Consider the following 22316-nt stretch of genomic DNA (forward strand, 5'->3'; position numbering starts at 1 on the left):
TATTAATCCGCCTTTCGGCGGGCTATCCCCCAGATTCGGGTAGGTTGGTTACGCGTTACGCACCCGTGCGCCACTATTGTTATTGCTAACAACCGTTCGACTTGCATGTATTAGGCCTGCCGCTAGCGTTCATCCTGAGCCAAGATCAAACTCTCCATTGTAAAATATTCTACACCACGGCGAACCGTGGCTGATGTCGAGTGCTGACCTTGCTCACATATTGACATTATGGTCAAATTCGTTTCGCTTGGTTTGTTTCACTGTGTTTCTTCCGAAGAAGAAGCAGCAAGTGGAACACTTACTATTTTGTCTATTTCCGTCATTCAAAGAACGTGTGATGCTTCCATTTGAAGCGTCAGTGTGGGTTGATAATTTAACCCGGTATTGGCGTTGTCAGCCTTTGTTCGTTTTGGGAGTGCAAAGGTAGAAACTATTTTTGATTTGACAACTTGTTTTCGAAAATCTTTGTGACTTTCGATTTGTTTTTCAAATCTGCCGATTTCGTTTAAAGCGGCTTTTTTATTTGTAAGTCAATTGTTTAAGACTGACTTTTAATTACCTCTGTTCGTTTTGGGAGTGCAAAGGTAGTTGATTTTTTCGACTTTCAAATTTTTCAGCGAAAAAATTTTATAATCTTTTCGTTTAGATTTTCAAGTCTGGCTGCTTCCGGTTGAAGCGGGCTGCAAAGGTACGGTGGCTTTTTTCGCCCGTGCAAGCTATCTGAGAAATAAATCTCGACGCTTGCAGCGGGCTGCGGTGGGTAAGACAAACTACTTTCCGCTGGAGTTCCTGACCTTTCAATTTGGTGCCAGAGCAGTTGCTTTTGGCTTTTCCGTTGGTCCGTTTGACGTTTCGGGACTGCAAAGGTAGGTGGACTTTTTGGGGTGGCAAGGGGGCTTTTACGAAATAGATGGATTAGAGTTGTAAGTAGCTGATTGATGCGGCTAAAAAATCAATTGAATTTGAGGTTTAGCTTGGAATGGTGGTGGATTAAGCGAGAGGGCGCTGCGTTGCGAGTGGATAAAGCTGGCGAGAAAATGCCTGCTTAGTGGTATTCGGAGCGGGTTTTGAAGGCGAAATCTTGAGGTTAGCGGATGTATCTTGATACGATATTTGCTCCTACCCTGCTGTTGGAGTGGGTGGTTTTGAAGTAATAATGCCCGCTTTGGGTGGTTATGGGAAAGTTGGGGCTGGAACATTCTTTGCAAAAGCCCCGCATCTATCTCCAGCATTTAAGGCTGGGGAGGAATGCGGGGCTGAATGAAGCAGCGAGAAACTGCGGCGCTGACGGACTTAGCGCTTAGTGCTTAGCGGTGGAGGGTGCTGACGCGGTCGGGGCCGACGCTGACGATGCGGATGGGGACTTGCAGCTCTTTTTCGAGGAATTCGAGGTAGGCGACGAGGTTGGGGGGGAGTTGGGTGGCGTCGGTGATGGTGGTGAGGTCGGAGTTCCAGCCGGGGAGGGTGATGTACTCGGGGGTGACGGTGGTGAGCTCGCCGGGGTCAGGGAGTTGGGGGGTGCTTTCGCCGGTGGCAGTGCGGTAGTGGGTGCAGGCCCGGATTTCGGTGAAGCTGTCGAGGACGTCGGCTTTCATGAGGTGGAGTTCGGTGACACCATTGAGCATGATGGCGTAGCGGAGGGCGGGCAGGTCTATCCAGCCGGTGCGGCGGGGGCGGCCTGTGGTAGAGCCGAACTCGCGGCCGGCCTGGCGGATTTGCTCGCCGACTTCGTCGTGGAGTTCGGTGGGGAACGGGCCGCTGCCGACGCGGGTGCAGTAGGCTTTGGTGATGCCGTATACTTTATCGATGTGGCGTGGGGCGATGCCGAGGCCGGTGCAGGCGCCGGCGGCGATGGTGCTGGAAGAGGTGACGTAGGGATAGGAACCGAAGTCGATATCTAATAAGGAGCCTTGGGCGCCTTCGGCGAGGATGCGCTTGCCTTGGGTGAGGAGGCCGTTGAGGAGGTATTCGGTATCTGTGAGTTGGAGGGTGCGGAGGAATTCGACGGCGGAGAAGAATTCAGCTTCGAGGGCTTCGATTTCCAGCTCTTTGTGGTTGTGAGCGGCGATGGCGGCGTGCTGGGCGACGGCTTCCTTATAACGTTGCTCGAAATCGGGCAGGAGGATGTGGCCGACGCGGAGGCCGACGCGGCCGATTTTGTCGGAATAGGTGGGGCCGATTCCTTTGAGGGTGCTGCCGATTTTGGTGTTGCCGCGGGCTTCTTCGCTGATGCGGTCGAGGGCACGGTGTGACGGGAGGATGAGCTGGGCTTTCTTGGAGATATAGAGGTTTTTGGACCAGTCTACTCCCCTATCGGTGAGTTTTTGGAGCTCCTGACGGAAAACGATGGGGTCGAGGACGACGCCGTTGCCGACTACGTTGATGATGTGCGGGTGGAAAATGCCGCTGGGGACCTGGTGCAGGACGTGCTTTACGCCATCGAAGAGAAGGGTGTGGCCGGCGTTGGGGCCGCCCTGGAAGCGGGCTACGGCATCGTAGGTGGGCGCTAATACGTCTACGATTTTGCCTTTGCCTTCATCGCCCCACTGGAGGCCTACTAATACGTCTACTGGCATGTGCTTGTGTGAAAACCTCACCTTGGGCCCTCCTTCAAAGGAGAGGGGAGCCGAACGGTGAATAATTGAAAATTGATTTGTTATTGGCTAGGACAAAAAAATGGCCGCCTAAATGGCGGCCGGGGTAAGCTGTTGGCGGGCGGTGGCTTCGTCGGGCGAAACGGTGAAGATGTTGTTTAGCTTCGTGATGGCCAGCATCTTTTTGGGGTGGTCGGCGGGGTTGATAAGGACCATTTCGCCGCCGCGGCTGCGGAATTTGGTGAGGAGCGAAACGAGAACGCCGATGCCGGTGCTGTTGATGTAGCGGATTTCGGAGAGGTCGACGGCGCACTGGTTGAGGTCTTCGCCGAGGTGCGTGTTGACGGACTGGAGGAGTTGGTCGGTGTCGGGGCTGCCGATGAGGTCGCCGTTGAGGCGGACGAACAGGATGCCGTTGTCGACGGTGCTGGTGGTGGTCATGCGTGGGGGTTTCGGGCGGCGGCCTGGGCGCGGCAGTCGCCGCAAATGCCGTACAAATTTAGAGAATGGTGCAAGATATGGAAGTTCAGCAGGTCGCCGACCATGGTCTGGATGCCGTGGATGCGGGGGTCACAGAATTCCACCACTTTATGACATTCGGTGCAGATGACGTGGTCGTGCTGGCGGTAGCCGTAGCTTTTTTCATACTGGGCAAGGTTGCGGCCGAACTGGTGCTTGCTGACGAGGCCCTGCTCAACGAGCAAATCGAGGGTGTTGTAGACGGTGGCGCGGCTTACTTGCAGGCCGCGCTCCTTCATGCCGGCGTAGAGCTCATCCACATCGAAATGGCCGGAGCGGGCGTAGATTTCTTCGAGAATGGCATACCGCTCGCCGGTTTTGCGGAGGCCTTTGTTTTCGAGATGGGCGGTGAAGAGTTTGCGGACTTCGTCCAGCTTATCGGTGTTAAGCGTTGCTTCGGAGGCGGGACTGGGCGTGTGTTTGGCGGCGTAGCCGGTTTCGGAGGAGCCGCCCGCGCCCTGGCCGGCCGCATCGGCGGGGGCGTTGGGGATAGAGGCGGCTGTGGATTTACTCACTGTATATATATGGTGTAAGTCGGCGGGACAAAAGTACGTTCTAATGGTTCACCTCGCCCCCCAGCCCCCTCTCCTCATGGGTAGGGGGAGCTACGGCGGCACGAATAAGGAATCTATTGTTCGAAATAGAGGTGATAGTGATTGGCGCAGCCGGGGTTAAAGGCGGCCTGGCAATGTGGGCAGGTACTGTCGCAGCTTAAGTAGCTGGCGATGGATAAGGTTTGGTGGCAGTTGCCGCAGTAGATGGCCTGGGTTTGGAATTCGGCTTTGGGCCAGACTTGCGCGGGGTGGTTGGCAGCTTCGTTGTGACACTGGATGCAGGCGTAGAACTCACTGCAGCATTTGTGTTGGATGGCGATGATGTCGCGCTCGGAGTGGTAGTGGGCGCATTGGGTGCGTGCATTTACCTCAGTGCCTTTGATGATGATGGGCTCGGTGGCTTTCACTTTTAGGAATCAAACCGCTCAACCTGGAGTACGCCGTCTACTTTCTTGAGGCGCTGGATGAGCTTGTTGAGATGGTCAGTATCATTGACGAAGACCATAATCTGGCCTTCGAAGAATCCGTCATCGGCGGTTAGGGAGATGGAGCGCATGTTCACCTTGAGGCTGGTGCTGATGATGCGCGTAACGTCGTTGACGAGGCCCACGCGGTCGGAGCCTTTGAGGCGGACGCCGGCGAGGAAGGCCAGCTCTAACTGGTCGGTCCACTTGGCGCGCACGATGCGGTTGCCGTAGTTCGACATGAGGTCGACGGCACGGGGGCAGCTGGTGCGGTGGATAATGAGGCCCTGGTCGGTTTCAAAGCCGAACACGTCATCGCCGGGAATGGGGTTGCAACAGCGAGCAATGCTGTAGTTGAACTTGTCGGTATGCTCGCCGACTACCAGCATATCCGGGCGCACGCCGCGGATTTTCTGGACTTCGTTGTCGAAGGTTTTGGGTTCGAGCACGGCCGGCAGCGGCTTTTCGGAGGTGAAGAGCGACTCACGGATGGCGCGGCCGTCAATCTGCCCCACGGCCAGACGGTAGTAGAATTCCTGGGCGCTGGGCACGTTGAAGTAGGCCAGCAGGCGGTTGAAGTTGTCCTGCGTGAAGGGCACACTGATGAGCTCCAAGCGCTTCTCCAGCAGAAAGCGGCCGTCTTCGGCTTTGGCGCGCTTGTCATCGCGCAGGAAATCCTTGATTTTGGAGCGCGCCTTGGTCGTGATGACGTAGTTGAGCCACTCGGCCGTGGGACGCTGCTTGTGTGAGGTCAGGATTTCGACCTGGTCGCCGTTGTGCAATTGGTAGCTCAGCGGCTCCAGCTTCTGGTTCACCTTGGCCCCGAGGCAGTGGATACCGATTTGCGAGTGAATGTCGAAGGCGAAATCCAGCGCAGTGGCCTTGTCGGGCAAAATCACCAGCTTGCCCTTGGGCGTGAAAGCATACACCTCCTTCACGAACAGATTCTGGCGGAATTCGTCCATGAATTCAAGCGCGCTGGAATTGTTGGATTCCAACATTTCGCGCACCTTGTTCACCCAACCTTCGAGCGAGCTTTCGGGCTGAATGCTGCCGGTGTCCTTGTATTTCCAGTGCGCGGCGTAGCCTTTCTCGGCGATGTCGTCCATGCGGCGCGAGCGGATTTGCACCTCCACCCACTGGCCGGCGCGCGACATCACGGTGGTATGCAGGCTCTCGTAGCCGTTAGCTTTCGGCGTGCTCACCCAATCGCGCAGGCGGTCGGGGTTGGGCTGGTAGAAGTCCGTTACGATAGAATAAACCTGCCAGCAAGCCGCTTTCTCCTGCTCCGGCGGCACATCCAGAATTACCCGAATGGCAAACAAATCATACACCTCCTCGAAGGTGATGTTTTGTTTTTTCATCTTCTTGAGGATGGAATAGATGCTTTTCGGCCGTCCCTTGATTTCATAATCGAAGCCCTGCGCCTTCAATTCCTCATCAATCGGCTGCACAAACTCCTTTATAAAGCGGTTGCGTGCCGCCTGGCTCTGCCGCACTTTGGCCTTTAGCTCATTGTACGTCTCTGTATCCGTGAATTTGAGGTACAAATCCTCCAACTCACTCTTTATAGTATAGAGCCCGAGTCGGTGGGCCAGCGGCGCATACAAATACAGCGTTTCCGAAGCAATTTTCAGCTGCTTGTGGCGAGGCATCGAATCCAGCGTCCGCATGTTGTGCAGGCGGTCGGCTATTTTGATGAGAATCACACGCACGTCCTCGCTCAGCGTGAGCAGCATCTTGCGGAAGTTCTCAGCCTGCTCGCTGGTCCCATACTCGAAGACCCCCGAAATCTTGGTTAGCCCGTCAATAATGCGGGCCACCTTGGGGCCGAATTCGCGCTCGATGTCCGAAATTTCAGTCGGCGTGTCCTCCACTACATCGTGCAGCAAGGCTGCCACAATGCTAGTAGTACCCAGCCCGATTTCCTCCACCGCAATCTGCGCCACGGCCAGCGGGTGCAGAATATACGGCTCGCCCGACTTGCGCCGCATCTCCTTATGGGCCTCCAGGCTCTGATTAAAAGCCTTTTTAATCAGTTTTGGGTCGCCGTCTTTCAGGTACGGCTTGGCGGTGCGCAGCAGGCGGCGGTAGTGGCGCAGGATTTCCTGGCGCTCAGCTTCGGGGGAGATAACGGGAGGCATAATGGGTAAAGTAACAACGCCGGGGCGGAAAAGGTGGCCCCACCAGCCCTTCTGATACGAGTTATACCCAGACTTTGCACGCAATGGTTTTCCCGAGTACCTTTGCGGGCCCGTAGCAAACGGCTGCGGCGCCCCATATGCGGATATGGCGAAATTGGTAGACGTGCCAGACTTAGGATCTGGTGCCGCAAGGCGTGTGGGTTCGAGTCCCTCTATCCGCACTTTTATTTGATGCAGGCCTTCAGTCGTATAGGCTGGAGGCTTTTTTTTCAACCTTTCAATCTGGCCGGCAGCAGCTGGCTCCCTGTTTTGAACATTACTCTCGACAAGAACGACGAGCAGCTGACCGGGCTGCTGACCGTGAACCTGACCGAAGCCGACTACGCCCCCGCCGTCGAAAAGCAGATTAAGGAATACACCAAGCGTGCCCAGGTGAAGGGCTTCCGTCCCGGCATGGTGCCCGTGGGCATGGTGCGCAAGATGTACGGTAAAGGCATCATGGGCGAAGAAATCAACAAAATGCTGGGCAAAGCGGTGGACTCCTACATCAAGGAGAACAACGTGAAGCTGCTCGGCGAGCCCCTGCCCGTGCCTTCGGAGGTTAATTTCGATACGGACAAAGACTTCGCTTTCCAGTTTGAGCTGGGCCTGCTGCCCGATTTCGAGCTGCCCGCTGACCTCACCGTAGAGCGCCACCAGGTGAGCCTTGATGACGAGACGCTGGCCCAGACCAACGAGCAAATCGCGCGTCAGTATGGTGAGACGACCAACCCCGAGGTTTCGGAAGCTGGCGACTACCTGTTCGGCAAGCTGAAGAAGGCTGGCGAAGAAGGCGAAGGCCGCACCATCCTGCTGCCCATCGGCAAGGTGACCGGCGACCCGGCTCAGTTCATCGGCAAAAAAGGCGGCGACGTGATTACGTTTGACCTGAAGGCAGCTTTCAGCAATGATGCCGCTTCGATTTCAAACGTGACCGGCCTGAGCAAAACCGAAGCGGAAGAAGCTACCGGCGACTACGAGTTCAGCGTGGAGAAAGTGAACCGCACGGCTGCCCCGGAAATGAACCAGGAGCTGTTCGACAAAGTATTCGGCCCCGAGGCAGTTTCGAGCCAGGAAGAATTCGATGCCAAAGTGCGCGAAACCATCCAGTCGAACTACGACCGCGAGAGCGACGGTGCGATGAACAACAGCATCGTGGAGCAGCTGGTGGAGAAAACCTCCATCAAAGTGCCCACGGAGTTCTTCAAGAAGTGGCTGGTGCGTGCCAACGAAGGCAAACTGACCGCCGAGAAGGTGGAAGAGCACTACGCTGACTACGAGAAGGAGCTGAAGTGGAGCATGATTCGCAACAAGGTGGTGGAAGAAGCCGGCCTGAAGGTGAGCAATGACGAGATTGTGGACCGCACGCTCGACAAAATCATGGGCCAGTTCAACATGCCGAACATGCCCGACGAGATGCGCGAATCGATGCGCAACTACGCCAACGAGTACCTCAAGCAGGAGAACGGCAAGAACTACGTGAGCGAGTACGAGGCCATTCTGGCAGAGAAAGTGCTCGAAAACCTGCGCGGCAAAGTTGTTGTTACGGACAAGCCCGTAACGGCCGAAGAATTCCGGACCCTGCACAGCTAACCCCTGCGCAACCCGATTTTTGGAAAAGCCCTTACGGAAACGTAGGGGCTTTTTTTATTGGGTTTCCAGCAACATTCGCTTTCTTCGTCCGTCTTACTAACCTCACCCGTGCGAGCGCAGGCCCGCACCCCATTTTTCTCCAATGAATCCATTACTGAATAGACAAGAATTCCGCAAGTTTGCCGTGAAAGGCCAGGGACTGAGCGGCCTGGGCGTTGACCAGTACCTGAACCACATGGAAGGCCAGGTGCGCAACGGCATGATGCTGCCCACCAACATGACCCGCTCGGTGATTGAAGAGCGTCCGCAGAACTTCCGCGAAATCGACGTGTTCTCGCGCCTCATCATGGACCGCATCGTGTTCCTGGGCACGGCCGTGGACGATTATATCGCCAACATCCTGACGGCGCAGATGCTGTTCCTGGAATCGGCCGATGCCAAGAAGGACATTCTGCTTTACATCAACTCGCCCGGTGGCTCGGTGTATGCCGGCCTCGGCATTTATGACACGATGCAGTATGTAAATCCCGATGTGGCCACGATTTGCACGGGTCTGGCCGCTTCGATGGGCGCGGTGCTGCTCGCGGGCGGTGCTGCCAACAAGCGCTCGGCCCTCCCCCACGCTCGGGTGATGATTCACCAGCCTTCGGGTGGCGCGCAGGGTCAGTCGTCGGACATTGAGATTACGGCTCGTGAAATCCTGAAACTGAAGAAGGAGCTGTATGACATTCTGGCGCAGCACACCGGCAAAACCTACCAGGAAATCCACGACAACTCGGACCGCGACTACTGGATGCGCGCCGATGAGGCCAAAGAGTACGGCCTGATTGACGAGGTGCTGGAGAAGAAGAAAGCCTAATCACGGATTCAGTCGCATTTAACTGATTTCACGGATTTTGTAGTCGCTTCTATTTGTAAAAAAGCCCCTGCTGGTTTAGCAGGGGCTTTTTTATTGACCGGATTTTAGGCGCTAATAACGGCTAGCCGGAGCCGGACGGGAGCCGCGTAATAGCCCGCCGGGCGCGAGGGTTGGAGCGGAGTGGCGGTGAAAACCCACCCTGTACCCCAGGCCGGGGTGATGGTGGAAGCTAGAAATACTAATTGCAGATGTTGGGCTTGTGATTCCATGAGTAAGAGCAGGAAACGTGACTTGCGCCAGGCGTCGCATTCTTGGGTTGGCTTCGATGATGCGGGTACCCATTGGGCAAGGCAGCGCGAAGGCAAGTCACTTGGTGTCGGATAAAATCAGGATGTGGGAATTCATTTTCAACAGGAAAGGACGGGGCAACTAATGGTAGCATAAGGGCAGGATGGTCAACTGGTATTTTGAAAAAGCGCCGGGCTGGCAGCATTAGTGCTTCAGGCGTGGCCTTCGCGCATGAGGCCCCAGTTGATGGGCGCTTCGGCGTCGTGGCCGGCAGCACACTGGCCGGTAGTCTGAAAACCCAGCCGTTGGAAAAAGAGCAGGATTTCGGACCGTTGGGCATCAAGGTAGCAGGGCGCGTGGGTGGCCTGCATGGCGGCCAGTGTGGCCTGCATCAGGCGGCGGCCCAGGCCGTGGCCCCGGGCGGCGGGGTGCACGGCCAGCGCCAGCAGGTAGTAGTGGCTGGTGGCAGTGAGGCTCTGGCGGCGCAGCCACGCCGAGGCCACCAGAAAGTGCCGCAGCCGCTGAAACCCGGCCCAATCGAGCCGCCATACGGCGGCAGGCAGCAGCCCCATGCGCAGCAAGCGCTGCAGCGTGACGGCCGGATGGCTGGGTCCCAGCCACACGGCAATGGCACTGGAATCGGCATTGGTGTACACGCGGCCGTAGCGCAGGCCGAAACGTAGCAACTGTTCCAGCAGCCATATTTTCTGGCTTTTGTCATCGGAGCCGGTGCAGCAATATTTCAGGACGGGATGGTCGGCGCACGCGGCTTCGAGCAGGGCGGTGGCCCACACCATATCGGCAGGCTCAAGGCGGCGGGCGGGCAGGGTCGTGGTGGGGTGCATAGGCGCATCGGTAATGGACGGGAATGACTAGGTGGTGACGGGTGTGAGTTTGCCCAATGATATACCCGTCTGGTTATTCCCGTTGTATGATGGGTCGCCGTTGGCCTAGCCCGGCGGCACGCAAATGGGCGAGCCCATTAAATAGCAAGTAGTGTTTTTTCATGGTGACGCATTAACCACCAACCATGCGTTGGCCGGCAATCTCAAAGCACGGCCGTTCTTCCCCAGATGCGTTTCGCTGATGTTGCAAATACATTCGCTAACGTTTCGCCGCATGCGAAAACGTTGCAAAAACTCATTATTTTATAAAAACAGCTTGGAATTATTCTGTAAAATTCAAACCTCGCGCCCTAAAAAAATGTAACAATTAATTGATTTATTGAATTTTATTACTGGCAACGTACTCTTTAACGGCCTCCTCCCCTGCCATTGCGCCATTCCTTGTTACCGCACTGGGAGGCATGCCAAACTGCCGCGAGAAGGCGGTTGAAAAAGCAGCCGGGCTGCCAAATCCCACCTGATAAGCCACTTCAGCCACCGTGCCCACGTGCGCTTGCAGGAGCACCAGCGCCCGGTTTAGCCGCGTGGTACGGAGGCTCTCGCCCGGCGACTGTCCGGTGAGGGCTTTCAGCTTGCGGTGAATCTGGGTGCGGCTCAGCCCAATGTCAGCCCCAAGCTCATCGACGCCGAAGGACTCATCGGCTAGGTGGCGCAGCATTGACTCGCTCACGCGCCGCAAAAAATCTTGGTCGAGGGAAAGCTGGCCAGCGGCGGCAGCGGTGTGGGCCGCCGCCTGCGCGGGCTCCAGGCTGACCAGCGGGGCGCTAGGTGCCGCCGGTGGCACGGGGGCAAAATGAGCCTGCACCTGCCGACGCAGCGCCAGCAGGTTGCGCACCTGCGCCCGCAACTCGCGGGGATTGAATGGCTTGGCCAGGAAACTATCGGCACCTGTTTCGAGGCCTTCGAGTTTGGCAGCGGGGCCAGATTTGGCAGTGAGCAGCACCACCGGAATATGGCTGGTGGCAACGTCAGCCTTCAGTTGGGCGCATACCTGGTAGCCGTCCAGGCCGGGCATCATCACGTCGCTCACCACGAAGTCGGGCACTTCGGCCCGGGCCAGCTCCAGACCGGCATCGCCGGTGGCGGCCAGCAGGAGGCGGTAGCCGGCCGGGGCGAGCGTCGCGCGGATGAATTCGCGCACCTCGTTGTTGTCTTCGATAATGAGGACAAGGTCGGGCTCGACAGTGCCCTGAACCGGCTCATCAAGCTGCTGACCATCGGGAAAAGGCAGCGGGGCTGACTCCGGATAAACGGGACTACGCGTAGTTACTCCGCCAATTAAATCCGGCACTTCTCGGGTCGAGTTGGCGGGCAGGCCGTGCGGCAATTGCACGGTGAAGGTAGAGCCGGCCCCCGGCTGGCTGGCCACGGCCACCGTACCCCCGTGCAGCATGGTGAGCTCGCGCACCAGCGCCAGGCCAATGCCAGTACCGGTAGGCCGGGCCTCGCGGCCGGGGCTGCGGGCCTGGAAGAATCGGTCGAACAGGTAGGGCACGTCTTCGGGCGCGATGCCCGGGCCAGTATCCTGCACGGCAATGCTGACGCTGCCGGCGGGGCTGGCAGCCGTGGCTGGCTCCTCGGTCACAATCACCGTTACGCGGCCGCCGGCCGGGGTGAAGCGCAGGGCATTGGCCACCAGGTTAGTGAGAATTTCCTCCAGCTTGCCCGCGTCAAACACCAGCGGCACTGGCTGAGCGGGTACCTGACAGGTCAGGTCAATCTGCCGGCTTTCGGCCAGCACGGCAAAGGACGAAACCAGCTGCCGCACGGCCAGCGCAACATCGCCCGGGGTGGGCAGCAGGTGGAGGGCTCCGGCTTCGAGCTTGCTCAAATCGAGCAGCTGATTGATGAGGGTGAGCAGCTTGCGGGCATTGCGCAGCACCAGCCCACCCTGGCGGCGCACGGCGGGGTCGGCGGGTTCGGTGGCCAGCGCTTCGGCCGGGCCGAGGATGAGGGTGAGCGGAGTGCGAAACTCGTGGCTGACGTTGGTGAAGAAGTCGGTTTTTACGCGGTCCAGCTCCTGGAGGTGTTGCAGAGCCTGGCGTTCGAGCTGGCGGTCGGCGCGCTCCCGCTCCCGGTTGCGGGTGTAGGCCCGCACCCCGTACATTATGCAGGCAAAAACTATGACATACAGCAGATAAGCCCACCAGGCACGCCACCACGGCGGCTGCACGCTGAAGGCAAACACCGCCGGGCGCGGGCTCCACAAGCCGTCTTCGTTGGCGGCCCGCACCTCGAACTGATAGTCGCCGGGCGGCAGGTTAGTGTAGGTGGCGGAGCGCGCCGCCGAGGGGCCATTCCACCGCTGCTCGAAGCCCGCCAGGCGGTACTGATAGCGCACGCGGCCGGGCGTGGTGAGGCTGGTAGCGCCGTAGTCGAAAGTGAGGTAATTGAGGCGGTGCGGCAGGCGGGCGTGGGGCAGCAGCACCGTGTCGTGCATGAACAGGCGGAAGCCGGTGAGCTGGGGGCGCGGCGGCACGCGGTTGGGGTGCGCCCCGGCGGGCGTATAGCGCATCAGGCCGAACACGGTGCCGGCCCAGAGCACGCCGTTGGGCTCGGCCAGTACGGCATTGATGCCGGCTTCCTGACCGATGAAGCCTTCTTCATGGCCAAAGAAATCCTGGCGGCCCGTGGCGGGCGTGTAGCGCAGCAGGCCCCGGGTGGTGCCCAGCCAAACGGCCCCGCTGGCGTCGCACTGCACGAAATAGGGATTGTTGACGTGGGCACCGGGCACATCCTGCAAGGGCACCCGGCGCAGCCCAGCGGCGGGGTGCGCCGGGTCATAGCAAAACATGCCTTCACCGAAACTACTGAGCCACAGCCGTCCGTGACCGTCTTCGCTCATCGAAAAAACGCTGAGGGGCTCGGCTCCCGCTGGCCGGGGCGCCACGATGCGGAACCGCAGGCCGGGCAGCGCCCCCGGACTGGCCGGGGCGATTTCCTGCGCTTCGAGCAAGCCGGAATTCTCAGTACCCAACCAGATGGTGCCGGTGTGGCTGCGCAACAGCTTCATCACGCGCCGCGCGCCGGCCAGGGTGGCCCCCACGTATTGCTGGTAGTGTGCCGTGGCGGGGTCGTACACTATCAGGCCCTGGGTTTCGGTGGCCAGCCAGATGCGACCGTGCCGGTCCTCGGCCAGGCTGGCCACGGTGGCGTCACTCAGCTCCGGGATTTGGGCATTCAGCGAAAGCCAGCGGGCTTGCCGGGGGTTCCAGATGGCGGTGCCGCCTTTGGTAGCACCGGCCCACACGTCGCCGTTGGCCCGCTCCAGCACGGCCCGGATGATGTTGTAGGTATCGGGCTCGCGCTGGGGCAGCACTTGGCAGCGAGTAGCTGGAAATGGGCCGGGATGCAGCAGCGCCAGGCCATTATTGGTCCCCACCCAATAGTCGCCACTAGTGCCCCGGGCCTTGGCCAGGGCATACACTTTGGCCCCGGGCAGCCCGTCGACGGTGCCGAACAGGGCAAAGCGGGCATCGGGCGGGTACTGGGTCAGGCCGTTGGCGGAGGTGGCCCAGAGGTTGCCTTCGCGGTCGCGCAATAGGTCGCCCCGGCGGTAGCTGTGGCTCACCAAGCCGGTGCCCGGTAGGCAGCGGGCCACCGGGGCCGTGGCCCGCTCCAGGTAGCTCAAGCCTTGCCCCGTGAGCACCCACACCCGGCCGGCCGGGCCGGGCTCGGCCACTATGCGTAGCACTTTATCAGAGCATAAGCCCTGCGCCATAGCATATTGATGCACTCTGCTCCCAGCGGCGGGCGGGTCGAGGACAAACATCCCGGCGCGTTCGGTACCCACCCACAGCCGGCCGTCGGGCGCGGCGTTCAGGCCCAGTACCGGCCCGGTGGTGAGGGCAGCCGGCAGCGGCCCCGGCAGCGCCCGAGGCTGGCCCGTGGCTTCATCTACCAGCAGCAGGCCCTGGTCGGTGGCGACCCAGAGGGCACCGGATGGCCCCAAGGCCAGGGCATTGATGGCGGGTGGCTGCCCACCCGGACCAATGGGCAGCGGCACCCGCTGCACTTGTGGGGCCGCAGGCCAGATGCGTCGGCCCGACTCCTGGGGCCAGAGCAGGCAGTATAAATCGCCGCCGCCGGTGCCCATCCACACCCGCCGCCGGGCGGCGGTGTCGCGGGCCAGGATGGCTCGCACATCGGTGGGGTAGCCCAGGACGCGGGGCGTTACGCGCTGCACGCGCTCGGAAGTGGGGTTGAAATAGCAGAGGGAGCCGTCGCGCAGGCCCATCCACAGGCCGGCAGCCAGGCCGGGGTCGGCCGCGAGGGCCGTCACGCGCGTGTTGGGCAGGCCCGATTGGGTGGTGAGCGAATGGAAGGCGTGGCCATCGTACCAGGCCGCCCCTACTTCTGACACCAGCCACAACCGGCCCAGGCCATCCTGCGCCAGGGCGCTCACGCTGGTTTCGGGCAGACCCTCGGCCAGGCTGAAGCTGCGCGAAGGCAGGGTCTGACCCACGGCGGCTAAGCTGAGCAGTACGGCCAGGCAGCTCAATACTGACCTCACCAGCCACCGAAAATGCGTGTACTCAAGCCCCATACCAGCACCTTTTGATTCAGGAATTCAAATATGGTAGATTGCCAAATATAGGAACTGATTTCTGGATTGACTACTGGGTTAACTAACGGTAGCCAGCGGCTAAACGCAGGCGTGCGGCGGGCCTACCCGAAGCAACCATTAGCCCGCGAAACGAGTCGTTTAATCCCCGCATCAAAGCCCCCTGGCAACTGTCCACCTACCTCGAAGGCAATTTACAGGCCGCCGTTTTTGCCGTTAACAGCGGCCTATTCGGGGATTTGACGCGCGGCTGGGCGATGGGCCCATGCGAAGGCGATGGCACCATTTTTCTAGCCGCCGACGTTGGGCATGTCGTATCTTTGAGCCCGCTTGTTCTAAAACTTGCCCTCCCACCTTCCTCTATACCTCCCTCCGTGGCCGAAATATCCTGTTCCTTTTGCAATAAGAGCAAGCGCGAAGTCGCCGTCATGATTTCGGGCATCAACGCCCACATTTGCGAAAAATGCGTGGGCCAGGCCCAGCACATCCTCGACGAAGAAGCCAAAGCCCAGGACGCCGGCCGCCAGCCCAAGTTCAACCTCATCAAGCCCAAGGCCATTAAGGAGCACCTCGACCAGTACGTGGTGGGCCAGGACGAGGCCAAGCGCGTGATGGCCGTGGCCGTGTACAACCACTACAAGCGCCTGATGCAGAAGCCCCAGGACGACGAGGTGCAGATTGAAAAGTCGAACATCATCATGGTGGGCGAAACCGGTACCGGCAAAACCTTCCTGGCCCGCATGCTGGCCAAAATCCTGCAAGTGCCTTTCTGCATTGCCGATGCCACCGTGCTGACGGAGGCCGGCTACGTGGGCGAAGACGTGGAAAGCATCCTCACCCGCCTGCTGCAAGCCGCTGATTACAACCTCGAAGCGGCCGAGCGCGGCATCGTGTACATCGACGAAATCGATAAAATTGCCCGCAAGAGCGATAACCCCAGCATCACGCGCGACGTGAGCGGCGAAGGCGTGCAGCAGGCTTTGCTCAAGCTCCTCGAAGGCACCAACATCAACGTGCCGCCGCAGGGCGGCCGCAAGCACCCCGAGCAAAAGATGATTTCGGTGAACACCGAGAACATTCTCTTCATCTGCGGCGGTGCGTTCTCGGGCCTCGACCGCATCATCAAGAGCCGCCTGAATACCAAGCCGATGGGCTTCGCCAAGACCAACCTGGACGAGCAGGTGGACACGCAGAACTTCCTGCGCTACGTGTCGGCCCAGGACATCAAGAGCTTCGGCCTGATTCCGGAACTGATTGGTCGTCTGCCGGTGCTCACCCACCTCAACCCGCTGGACCGCACGACCCTGCGCATGATTCTGACCGAGCCCAAGAACTCGCTCGTGCGCCAGTACAAGCGCCTGTTTGGCATGGAGAACATCGAGCTAAGCTTCACCGAGGATGCGCTGGAATACATTGTGGAGAAGGCCGACGAGTACCGCCTCGGCGCGCGCGGCCTGCGCTCCATCTGCGAGAGCATCATGACCGATGCCATGTTCGAAATGCCTTCGGAAGAAGGCTCCGACGCGCTGCAAATCAACCTGAGCTACTGCCGCAGCAAGTTCGAGAAATCGCCGCTGCGGCACATGCGGGCGGCGTAAAGCCTCCCATTCCGGTACATCGGTTGCCGCGTAATCATCACTAAAAAGCCCGCCTGATAATTCAGGCGGGCTTTTTAGTTGGTTTTCGTTGGAGCGCCCCTGGCGTAATGATGGAGGCAACAGTTGTACGAGTATTTTCAGAAAATGAAATTTACTTGTACACATTAACATCTCTATCTGTACGAGTGGATTTGCAAAACTGAATTTATTCGTACTGACATCGCCCGCCTTTGTGCACCGTGCACCCAAACAAGTTTGGCTCATTCCTGCCTCAGCCCCACAAAAAAGGCCCGCCAATTGGCGGGCCTTTTTCATACACAATTGGAAATTTTCCAATCAACTTTCAACCCTACTCCACTACCACGCGCTGCACGCTCGGCGCACGGCCGGCGGCCTGCACCGTGAGTAGATAGGTACCGGCAGCCAGGCCGGTCATGGGCAGTTCGGTGGCCGTGCCACTGAAGGCGCGGGTGGCTACCGTCTGGCCCAGCACATTGCGCAGGGTGACCTGAGCAGCGGTGGTGGCAGTGGCCAGCTTCAGGTTCAGGGTGCCGTGGCCGGCTACCGGGTTGGGGTACACGCTGAACGCGCTCTGCTGAGCGGCGGCGGTAGCCGTAGCCGTAGTTGTTACCGTGAAGGTCACGCCGTTGCTGGGGATGCCGGTGGCCGTGGTGATAACCACGTTGCCGGAGGTAGCACCGGCCGGGATGGTGAAGGTAATGGTGGTGCCATTCACCACCGTGAAGCCGGTTACGGCCACGCCGTTGATGGTGGCTGCCGTAGCTCCCGTAAAGTTGCTACCCGTGACCGTAACAGTGGTGCCGGCCGGGCCGCTGGTGGGGCTCAGGCTGGTGATGGCCGGGGCCACAGGCGGCGTGGCGCAGGTCAGCGTCAGCCCGAAGTTGCCAACCTCGGTGGCATCGTAGCCATTCACAAAGACGAGGTAATTGACTCCATACTGCGAAGCAAACGTCACGGTCGAGCACGTGTTCGCGCCGGTATCGTCGTTGCCCCTTACGCAGGTGTAAGAGCCGCAACGGCCCGTGAATACGAACAGTTTGGTGTCAAAGTCCGTGACGGCGTTGCAAGTAGTCACCGTCATGCTGGCTCCGGTGCCCACCACCGTATAGAACACGCCGCCCGGGCCGATGCTGAGGGTACAGGCAGCGGTGGGGTCGCCGGTAGACGTGGCACCCAGGTTAGTGCCGTTTATGGTTTGCCCGCAGGCCAGCGGAATGGCACCGGTGCACTGGTCGTTGGGCAGCGGCAGCAGGAAAGGCGTAGTCGAAGTGCCGCTACCGATGGGCGCGGTTACGGTAATGGGGCCCGAAGTAGCGCCGGTGGGCACCACCACGGTAATCTGCGTGGCCGAAACCACTGTGAATGTCGTCGCGACGGTGCCATTGAAGGAAACCTGCGTCGCCCCGGTGAAGTAGTTGCCGGTAATCGTCACCAGCGTGCCCACTGGCCCGCTGGTGGGCGTGAACGAGGTGATGACCGGTACCTGCAGCGTGAAACGGGTGGTGGAAACGGCAATGCCGTTGGGCGTAGTCACGGTGATGAGGCCCGTGGTAGCGCCGGTAGGCACGGTCACGGTAATCTGCGTGGCCGAAACCACCGTGAACACCGGAGCCACCGTGCCGTTGAACGTCACGCGCGTAGTACCAGTGAAGTTGGTGCCGGTAATCGTCACGACCGTGCCGGGCACGCCGATAGTGGGCGTGAACGAGGTGATGGCCGGAGCCGCCGGGATGGTGAAATTAGTAGCCGAGGTGCCCGTGCCCAGCGGCGTAGTCACCGCAATAGGTCCCGTGACGGCCCCGATGGGCACCACCACGGTAATCTGGGTGGGCGAATTCACTGAATAGACCGGTGCGCTCGTACCGGCGAAGGTAACCTGCGAAGCGGCCGTGAAGTTGGTGCCGGTGATGACCACCGTGCTACCCACCGCACCCGTAGCGGGCGTGAAGCTGGTAACCGTGGGCGGCACCCCTACCAGGAACGACGTGGCCGATACGGCCGTGCCGGCCGGCGTGGTCACGCTGATGAGGCCGCTAGTGGTACCGGCAGCCACCGTCGCAGTGATGCTGGTAGCTGATGCTACAGTGAATGTAGCGGGCGTGCCGTTGATGTTCACAGCCGTGGCCCCCGTAAAGTTGGTGCCCGTGATGGTAACCACCGTGCCCACCGGCCCGCTGGCGGGCGTGAAGCTGGTGATGGTGGCACCCGGACCCGGCGCGATGGTAAAATTGGCATCCGAAATATCGAAGAAGTAGTTGTCGGCCGCTTCCACCATCACACGGGCCTGGGCCGTGCTCACATTAGGCACGACTACCGTAGCAGTGCCGTTGTTGAGCACATTTGAGGCCAGCAACACCGGGTAAGTGAGGCCGCCGTCGAGGCTCAGGCGCAGGTTCACGATGGCGCAGCTCACGGGGGCCGCGTCGGTGCCGGCCACGTTCCAAGTTATAGTCTGCGCGGTGCCACCGGTCCAGCTAACGGCCGTGTTGGGGGCCGAAATCACGAAGGGACCAGCGGTGCTCACCACGTTCAGGTTCACGAAAGCGCTGTAGTCGACGCCGCCAATCACACCGGCGGGGCCGCTGTGCTGGTCACGGGCCGTGCAGCGGAATTTCAGGGTGCGCGTCACGGTGGGCAGGCGCTCGCCGATGACGGTGGTATTGTTCACCAGGTCGGTGAGGCGCGGGAAGTAGCGGGTGCCGTCCAGCAGTGGCACGAACGAGCGGAACAGCGGCACGTTGTCGTTGGCAACCTGTGCGTCGTTCGGGGCCTTCTGCGAGCCGAGGTCCATTTCTTCCCACATGTAGGTCAGGGGGTCGTTTTCGGCATCCGTGGCCGTAGCCGTCAGCTTAAAGGGCGTGCCCATGGGCAGGGTTTTGCCACTGGCCGGAGCCGTTACCACGGGAGCCGTGTTGCCGGTGGCCGCATCGGTGCCGCAGGTCGTGCTGGTGATAAAGGCCCGCATCTCCTGGTAATTGCCGGTGTGGAAGGTAGCATCGGAGTGCGCCTGCAGGTCGTTGGTGGCGGTGCAAATACCGGCGTAGGCCATGATGGTCGTGCCCGAGCCCGGCTCCCAGGCCGTGGTGCCGTTGCGGTTGCCGCCGGCGCAGCTGCCCGCATTGCCGTTGAACGGGTGGTTGCCGGAAAACTGGTGTCCCATTTCGTGGGCCACGTAGTCGATATCGAAGGCATCACCTACGGGGTTGGGCAGGCCGGTGACACCTTGGGCCTTGCGGGCCGAGGAGCACACCACGCCCAGGCCGGCAATGCCGCCGCCGCCGGTGCTCACCACGTGGCCAATGTCGTAGTTGACCGAGCCGATGATGCGGTCAACGTTGGACTGGTTCTGGCCCAGCAGGGCGCCGCCGTTGCTGTTGCTGAACGTGGGCGAAGGCTGCGTGCCAATACCGCTCAGAAACACGAGCTGGTCGTTGTTGGGCACCAGCACCATGCGCACGGCCAGCTCTTTCTCATACACGCCCACTACGCGGTTCACGGTGGTAACTTCGGCAGCCAGCACGCTGGTTACCGTGTTGCCTTTGGTTACGGCATACTCGGGGGTGTTGGACAGCGCCAGGCGGTAGGTCCGCAATTGCGAGCCGCTGGCCAGGGCCTTGCCCGCAGCAGCAGCAGCCGTCAGGCGCAACCGGTTGTCTTTCAGTTCTTCGGCGGTGGGGGCAAATTCGCAGGCTGGCATCGGGCCGGCGGCCACGCGGTTCATGTCCTTCCGAAAAAAGCCCAGATAGTGGCGGTTATCGGTGTGGCTAACGGGGTCGATGTAATAAGTTTTGCCGCCCCCGGCCAGCACCTGGGCGTGGAAGCCCTGTGGTGTCAGGTCGAGGCGCACCGAAGCCGACGGGTCGTCGAGGCCCACGCCGGCGTAGGTTTTAATGGTTGGGTACTTGCGCGCCAGCTCCGGGTCCATCACCGAGGTTTCGCGCACGGCGAAGCGGCTGGTGCTGCCATCGGGCCGGGGCAGCGCCAGCACCAGCGGGGCGGCACTGGACCGGATTTCGGGCGGTGCCGTGGCCAGGGCGGCCTGCAGGCTGTTCACGTCCAGCGTGAGGGCCTGCGAGTGGAACAGCGCCGCCGCAAGTGGCGAAGCGGCGGCCACACGGCGGGCCTCGGCATCGGCCTCAAAAAACTGAGGTGCGGTTTGTTGAGCATTGGCTCCGAGCGTCAGGCCCAAGGCCAGCAGCACGGCCCCGATACGGCCCCGGCCGCCTGTTGCCGGCCGAAGGGTGGCCGGCCAGCGTGAGTAACGTTGTGTCATTAAAAGAGGAAAATGGTATGTAAGAGTAAATCTAAGGAATAACCTCTACCATGGGGCATTTTGTCTGCTAATTGGCTGATTTAGTCGACAATTACTCTTTCAACAGTTGCCCTTCAACCCCAACACAATCACTCATATTCCCCAAACACAAAAAAAGCTCCTGGAAATACCAGGAGCTTTTTTATTGTGTTTGGGGAATAAATAAGGGCGCCGGCGGCTACTTGTCCCGCAGGTAGCTCACCATCAGCTCAGCGGTTTTTTTGGCGGCCTGGTGCTGGCCCAGCTTTTCGCGGAGCTCGGCGTAGCCGGCTTTCATGCGGGCCAGATAGGCTTGGTCGGTGAGCAGGGCGCGCAGCTCGTCGAGCAGGTTGCGGGCCGTGAAGTCACCCTGAATCAGCTCTTTTACCACCTCGCGGCCGGCAATCAGGTTCACCAGCGAAATGTAGGGCACCTTGATAACCATCTTGCCGATGGCGTAGCTCAGCGAGCTGGTGCGGTAGCACACTATCTGCGGCACGTCGAACAAAGCGGTTTCGAGCGTGGCCGTGCCGCTGGTGACGAGGGCCGCCGTGGCGTGGCTGAGCAGGTCGAACGTCTGGTCAAAAACGAACCGGATGCCGTTGCGGTGGAAGTGCTTGTAGTAGTTAGGGTCGAGGTTGGTGACGCCGGCCACCACGAACTGATACTCCTGAAAACCCGGCAGAATGGCAATCATCTCGTGCAGCATCTCCTCAATTTCCTGCTTGCGCGAGCCCGGCAGCACGGCAATAATGGGCTTGCCGGCCTCCAGGCGGTTGCGCTCGTAGAAATCGGTGGTGGGCTTAAACTCGGCCACGGCATCGGCCGTGGGGTTGCCCGTGTAGTCGACGGGGTAGTTGAATTTCTGGTAGAACTCCGTCTCGAAGGGCAGGATGACGAACATCTTGTCCACCCGGGCCTTCACCTGCTCAACGCGGCCCTGGTTCCAGGCCCAAATTTTGGGCGAGATGTAATAGAACACCTTGATACCATTCTCCTTAGCGATTTTGGCCATGCGCAGGTTGAACCCGGCGTAGTCGACCAGAATGAGCACATCGGGCTTGTAAGCCAGCAAATCCTGCTGGCACTGCTTGAGGTAGCCCCGGAACTTAAGGATGCTAGTGGCCGCTTCCAGAAAGCCCATGATGGCCAGGTCCTGGTAGTGGCGCACCAGCTCACCGCCTTCAGCCTGCATCATGTCGCCGCCCCAGTAGCGGAACTGCGCGTCGGCATCCTGCCCGCGCAGCTCGTGCATGAGGTTGGCAGCGTGGAAATCGCCCGACCGTTCGCCGGCTATTAGGTAGTATTTCAATTTGTTACGCCATCCTGAGCATTCCCCGAATGAAGGGGCGACGAAGGACCTTATCACGTCCGCGCCGCTTGGGTTAGTAATTCTGACAAAAGCGCCCGTGATAGGATGCTTCCTTCGTCAGCATGACAACGGCCTAGTTGCCGTAGTATTCCACGAAGTTGCGCGGCGTTTCGTAGAGTTTGATGCAGTGCAGCTTAGCCGGGGTAATGGCGGGCAGCTCGCGCTCGATGATTTGCCAGAAGGCGATGGCCAGGTTTTCGGTGCTGGCCATCTGGCCGGCCATGAAAGGCACGTCGAGGTTGAGGTTTTTGTGGTCGACTTGCTCGGTGATGTGCGTACGCAGCAGGTCGGACAGGGCTTTGAGGTCGACTACGAAGCCGGTTTCGGGGTCGGGCTCGCCTTTTACCGTCACAATGAGGTCGTAGTTGTGGCCGTGCCAGTTGGTGTTGGCGCAGGGGCCGAATACTTCGCGGTTGCGCTCCTCGCTCCACTTGGGGTTGTAGAGCTTGTGGGCGGCGTTGAAATGTTCCTGGCGGCTGATGTATATCATTCTGATTTTTAGCTGTTAGCT

At 59.9% G+C, this 22316-nt stretch carries 13 protein-coding genes, 1 tRNA gene and 1 rRNA gene; 4 read left to right on the forward strand and 11 right to left on the reverse strand.

Translation table 11 applies throughout. The features are described 5' to 3' along the window. The 6 genes from AAFH49_RS15650 to AAFH49_RS15675 form a co-directional block, all read right to left on the reverse strand. Nucleotides 1-161, reverse strand: a 16S ribosomal RNA gene (locus AAFH49_RS15650); the annotation flags it as partial. A 1146-nt stretch (nucleotides 162-1307) separates the two neighbouring features. After that, nucleotides 1308-2576, reverse strand: a complete 1269-nt coding sequence (locus tag AAFH49_RS15655) for an adenylosuccinate synthase (protein WP_342299644.1) — start codon at nucleotides 2574-2576, stop codon at nucleotides 1308-1310. A 108-nt stretch (nucleotides 2577-2684) separates the two neighbouring features. Further along, nucleotides 2685-3035 carry an STAS domain-containing protein gene (locus AAFH49_RS15660; protein WP_342299645.1) on the reverse strand — a complete coding sequence of 117 codons (351 nt, stop codon included), beginning with the start codon at nucleotides 3033-3035 and terminating at the stop codon, nucleotides 2685-2687. Next, nucleotides 3032-3487 carry a Fur family transcriptional regulator gene (locus AAFH49_RS15665; protein WP_342299684.1) on the reverse strand — a complete coding sequence of 152 codons (456 nt, stop codon included), beginning with the start codon at nucleotides 3485-3487 and terminating at the stop codon, nucleotides 3032-3034. Before AAFH49_RS15665 ends, AAFH49_RS15660 begins: the two co-directional genes overlap by 4 nt. Nucleotides 3488-3741: 254 nt before the next feature. After that, nucleotides 3742-4074: a CHY zinc finger protein gene (locus AAFH49_RS15670; RefSeq protein ID WP_342299646.1), complete on the reverse strand. Its 333-nt coding sequence runs from the start codon at nucleotides 4072-4074 to the stop codon at nucleotides 3742-3744. A 2-nt stretch (nucleotides 4075-4076) separates the two neighbouring features. Next, nucleotides 4077-6275: a RelA/SpoT family protein gene (locus tag AAFH49_RS15675; RefSeq protein WP_342299647.1), complete on the reverse strand. Its 2199-nt coding sequence runs from the start codon at nucleotides 6273-6275 to the stop codon at nucleotides 4077-4079. A gap of 139 nt (nucleotides 6276-6414) precedes the next feature. Between AAFH49_RS15675 and AAFH49_RS15680 the strand changes: the two genes are divergently transcribed. The 3 genes from AAFH49_RS15680 (at nucleotide 6415) to AAFH49_RS15690 (ending at nucleotide 8766) form a co-directional block, all read left to right on the forward strand. Continuing rightward, nucleotides 6415-6496 (forward strand) — tRNA-Leu (locus AAFH49_RS15680). Between the two features lie 88 nt (nucleotides 6497-6584). Continuing rightward, the gene (gene tig, locus AAFH49_RS15685; RefSeq protein WP_342299649.1) at nucleotides 6585-7907 is read left to right on the forward strand and encodes a trigger factor; all 1323 of its coding nucleotides are present in this window, start codon (nucleotides 6585-6587) and stop codon (nucleotides 7905-7907) included. 142 nt (nucleotides 7908-8049) lie between these two features. Next, on the forward strand, nucleotides 8050-8766 hold the full coding sequence (locus AAFH49_RS15690; RefSeq protein WP_277881541.1) for a ClpP family protease: 717 nt from the start codon (nucleotides 8050-8052) through the stop codon (nucleotides 8764-8766). A 500-nt stretch (nucleotides 8767-9266) separates the two neighbouring features. On the opposite strand, the gene AAFH49_RS15695 is transcribed toward AAFH49_RS15690, so the two are convergent. Both AAFH49_RS15695 and AAFH49_RS15700 read right to left on the reverse strand, forming a co-directional pair. After that, nucleotides 9267-9899: a GNAT family N-acetyltransferase gene (locus AAFH49_RS15695; protein ID WP_342299650.1), complete on the reverse strand. Its 633-nt coding sequence runs from the start codon at nucleotides 9897-9899 to the stop codon at nucleotides 9267-9269. 376 nt (nucleotides 9900-10275) lie between these two features. Further along, complete coding sequence (locus tag AAFH49_RS15700; RefSeq protein ID WP_342299651.1) at nucleotides 10276-14472, reverse strand: two-component regulator propeller domain-containing protein; 4197 nt, start codon at nucleotides 14470-14472, stop codon at nucleotides 10276-10278. A gap of 425 nt (nucleotides 14473-14897) precedes the next feature. Between AAFH49_RS15700 and clpX the strand changes: the two genes are divergently transcribed. Beyond that, on the forward strand, nucleotides 14898-16121 hold the full coding sequence (gene clpX, locus AAFH49_RS15705) for an ATP-dependent Clp protease ATP-binding subunit ClpX (protein ID WP_342299652.1): 1224 nt from the start codon (nucleotides 14898-14900) through the stop codon (nucleotides 16119-16121). Nucleotides 16122-16470: 349 nt separating this feature from the next. Here clpX and AAFH49_RS15710 read toward each other — a convergent pair whose 3' ends face one another. The 3 genes from AAFH49_RS15710 to AAFH49_RS15720 all read right to left on the reverse strand — a co-directional run bounded on the left by AAFH49_RS15710 (nucleotide 16471) and on the right by AAFH49_RS15720 (nucleotide 22295). Then, a complete protein-coding gene (locus AAFH49_RS15710) occupies nucleotides 16471-20415 on the reverse strand; it encodes an IPT/TIG domain-containing protein (protein WP_342299653.1) in 3945 nt (1314 codons plus the stop codon). Between the two features lie 217 nt (nucleotides 20416-20632). Continuing rightward, nucleotides 20633-21745 carry a lipid-A-disaccharide synthase gene (lpxB, locus tag AAFH49_RS15715; RefSeq protein WP_342299654.1) on the reverse strand — a complete coding sequence of 371 codons (1113 nt, stop codon included), beginning with the start codon at nucleotides 21743-21745 and terminating at the stop codon, nucleotides 20633-20635. A gap of 133 nt (nucleotides 21746-21878) precedes the next feature. Next, nucleotides 21879-22295: a 6-pyruvoyl trahydropterin synthase family protein gene (locus AAFH49_RS15720; RefSeq protein WP_342299655.1), complete on the reverse strand. Its 417-nt coding sequence runs from the start codon at nucleotides 22293-22295 to the stop codon at nucleotides 21879-21881. Between the last annotated feature and the right edge of the window lie 21 nt (nucleotides 22296-22316).

Source organism: Hymenobacter segetis (assembly GCF_038448715.1).
Classification (GTDB): Bacteria; Bacteroidota; Bacteroidia; order Cytophagales; family Hymenobacteraceae; genus Hymenobacter; species Hymenobacter segetis.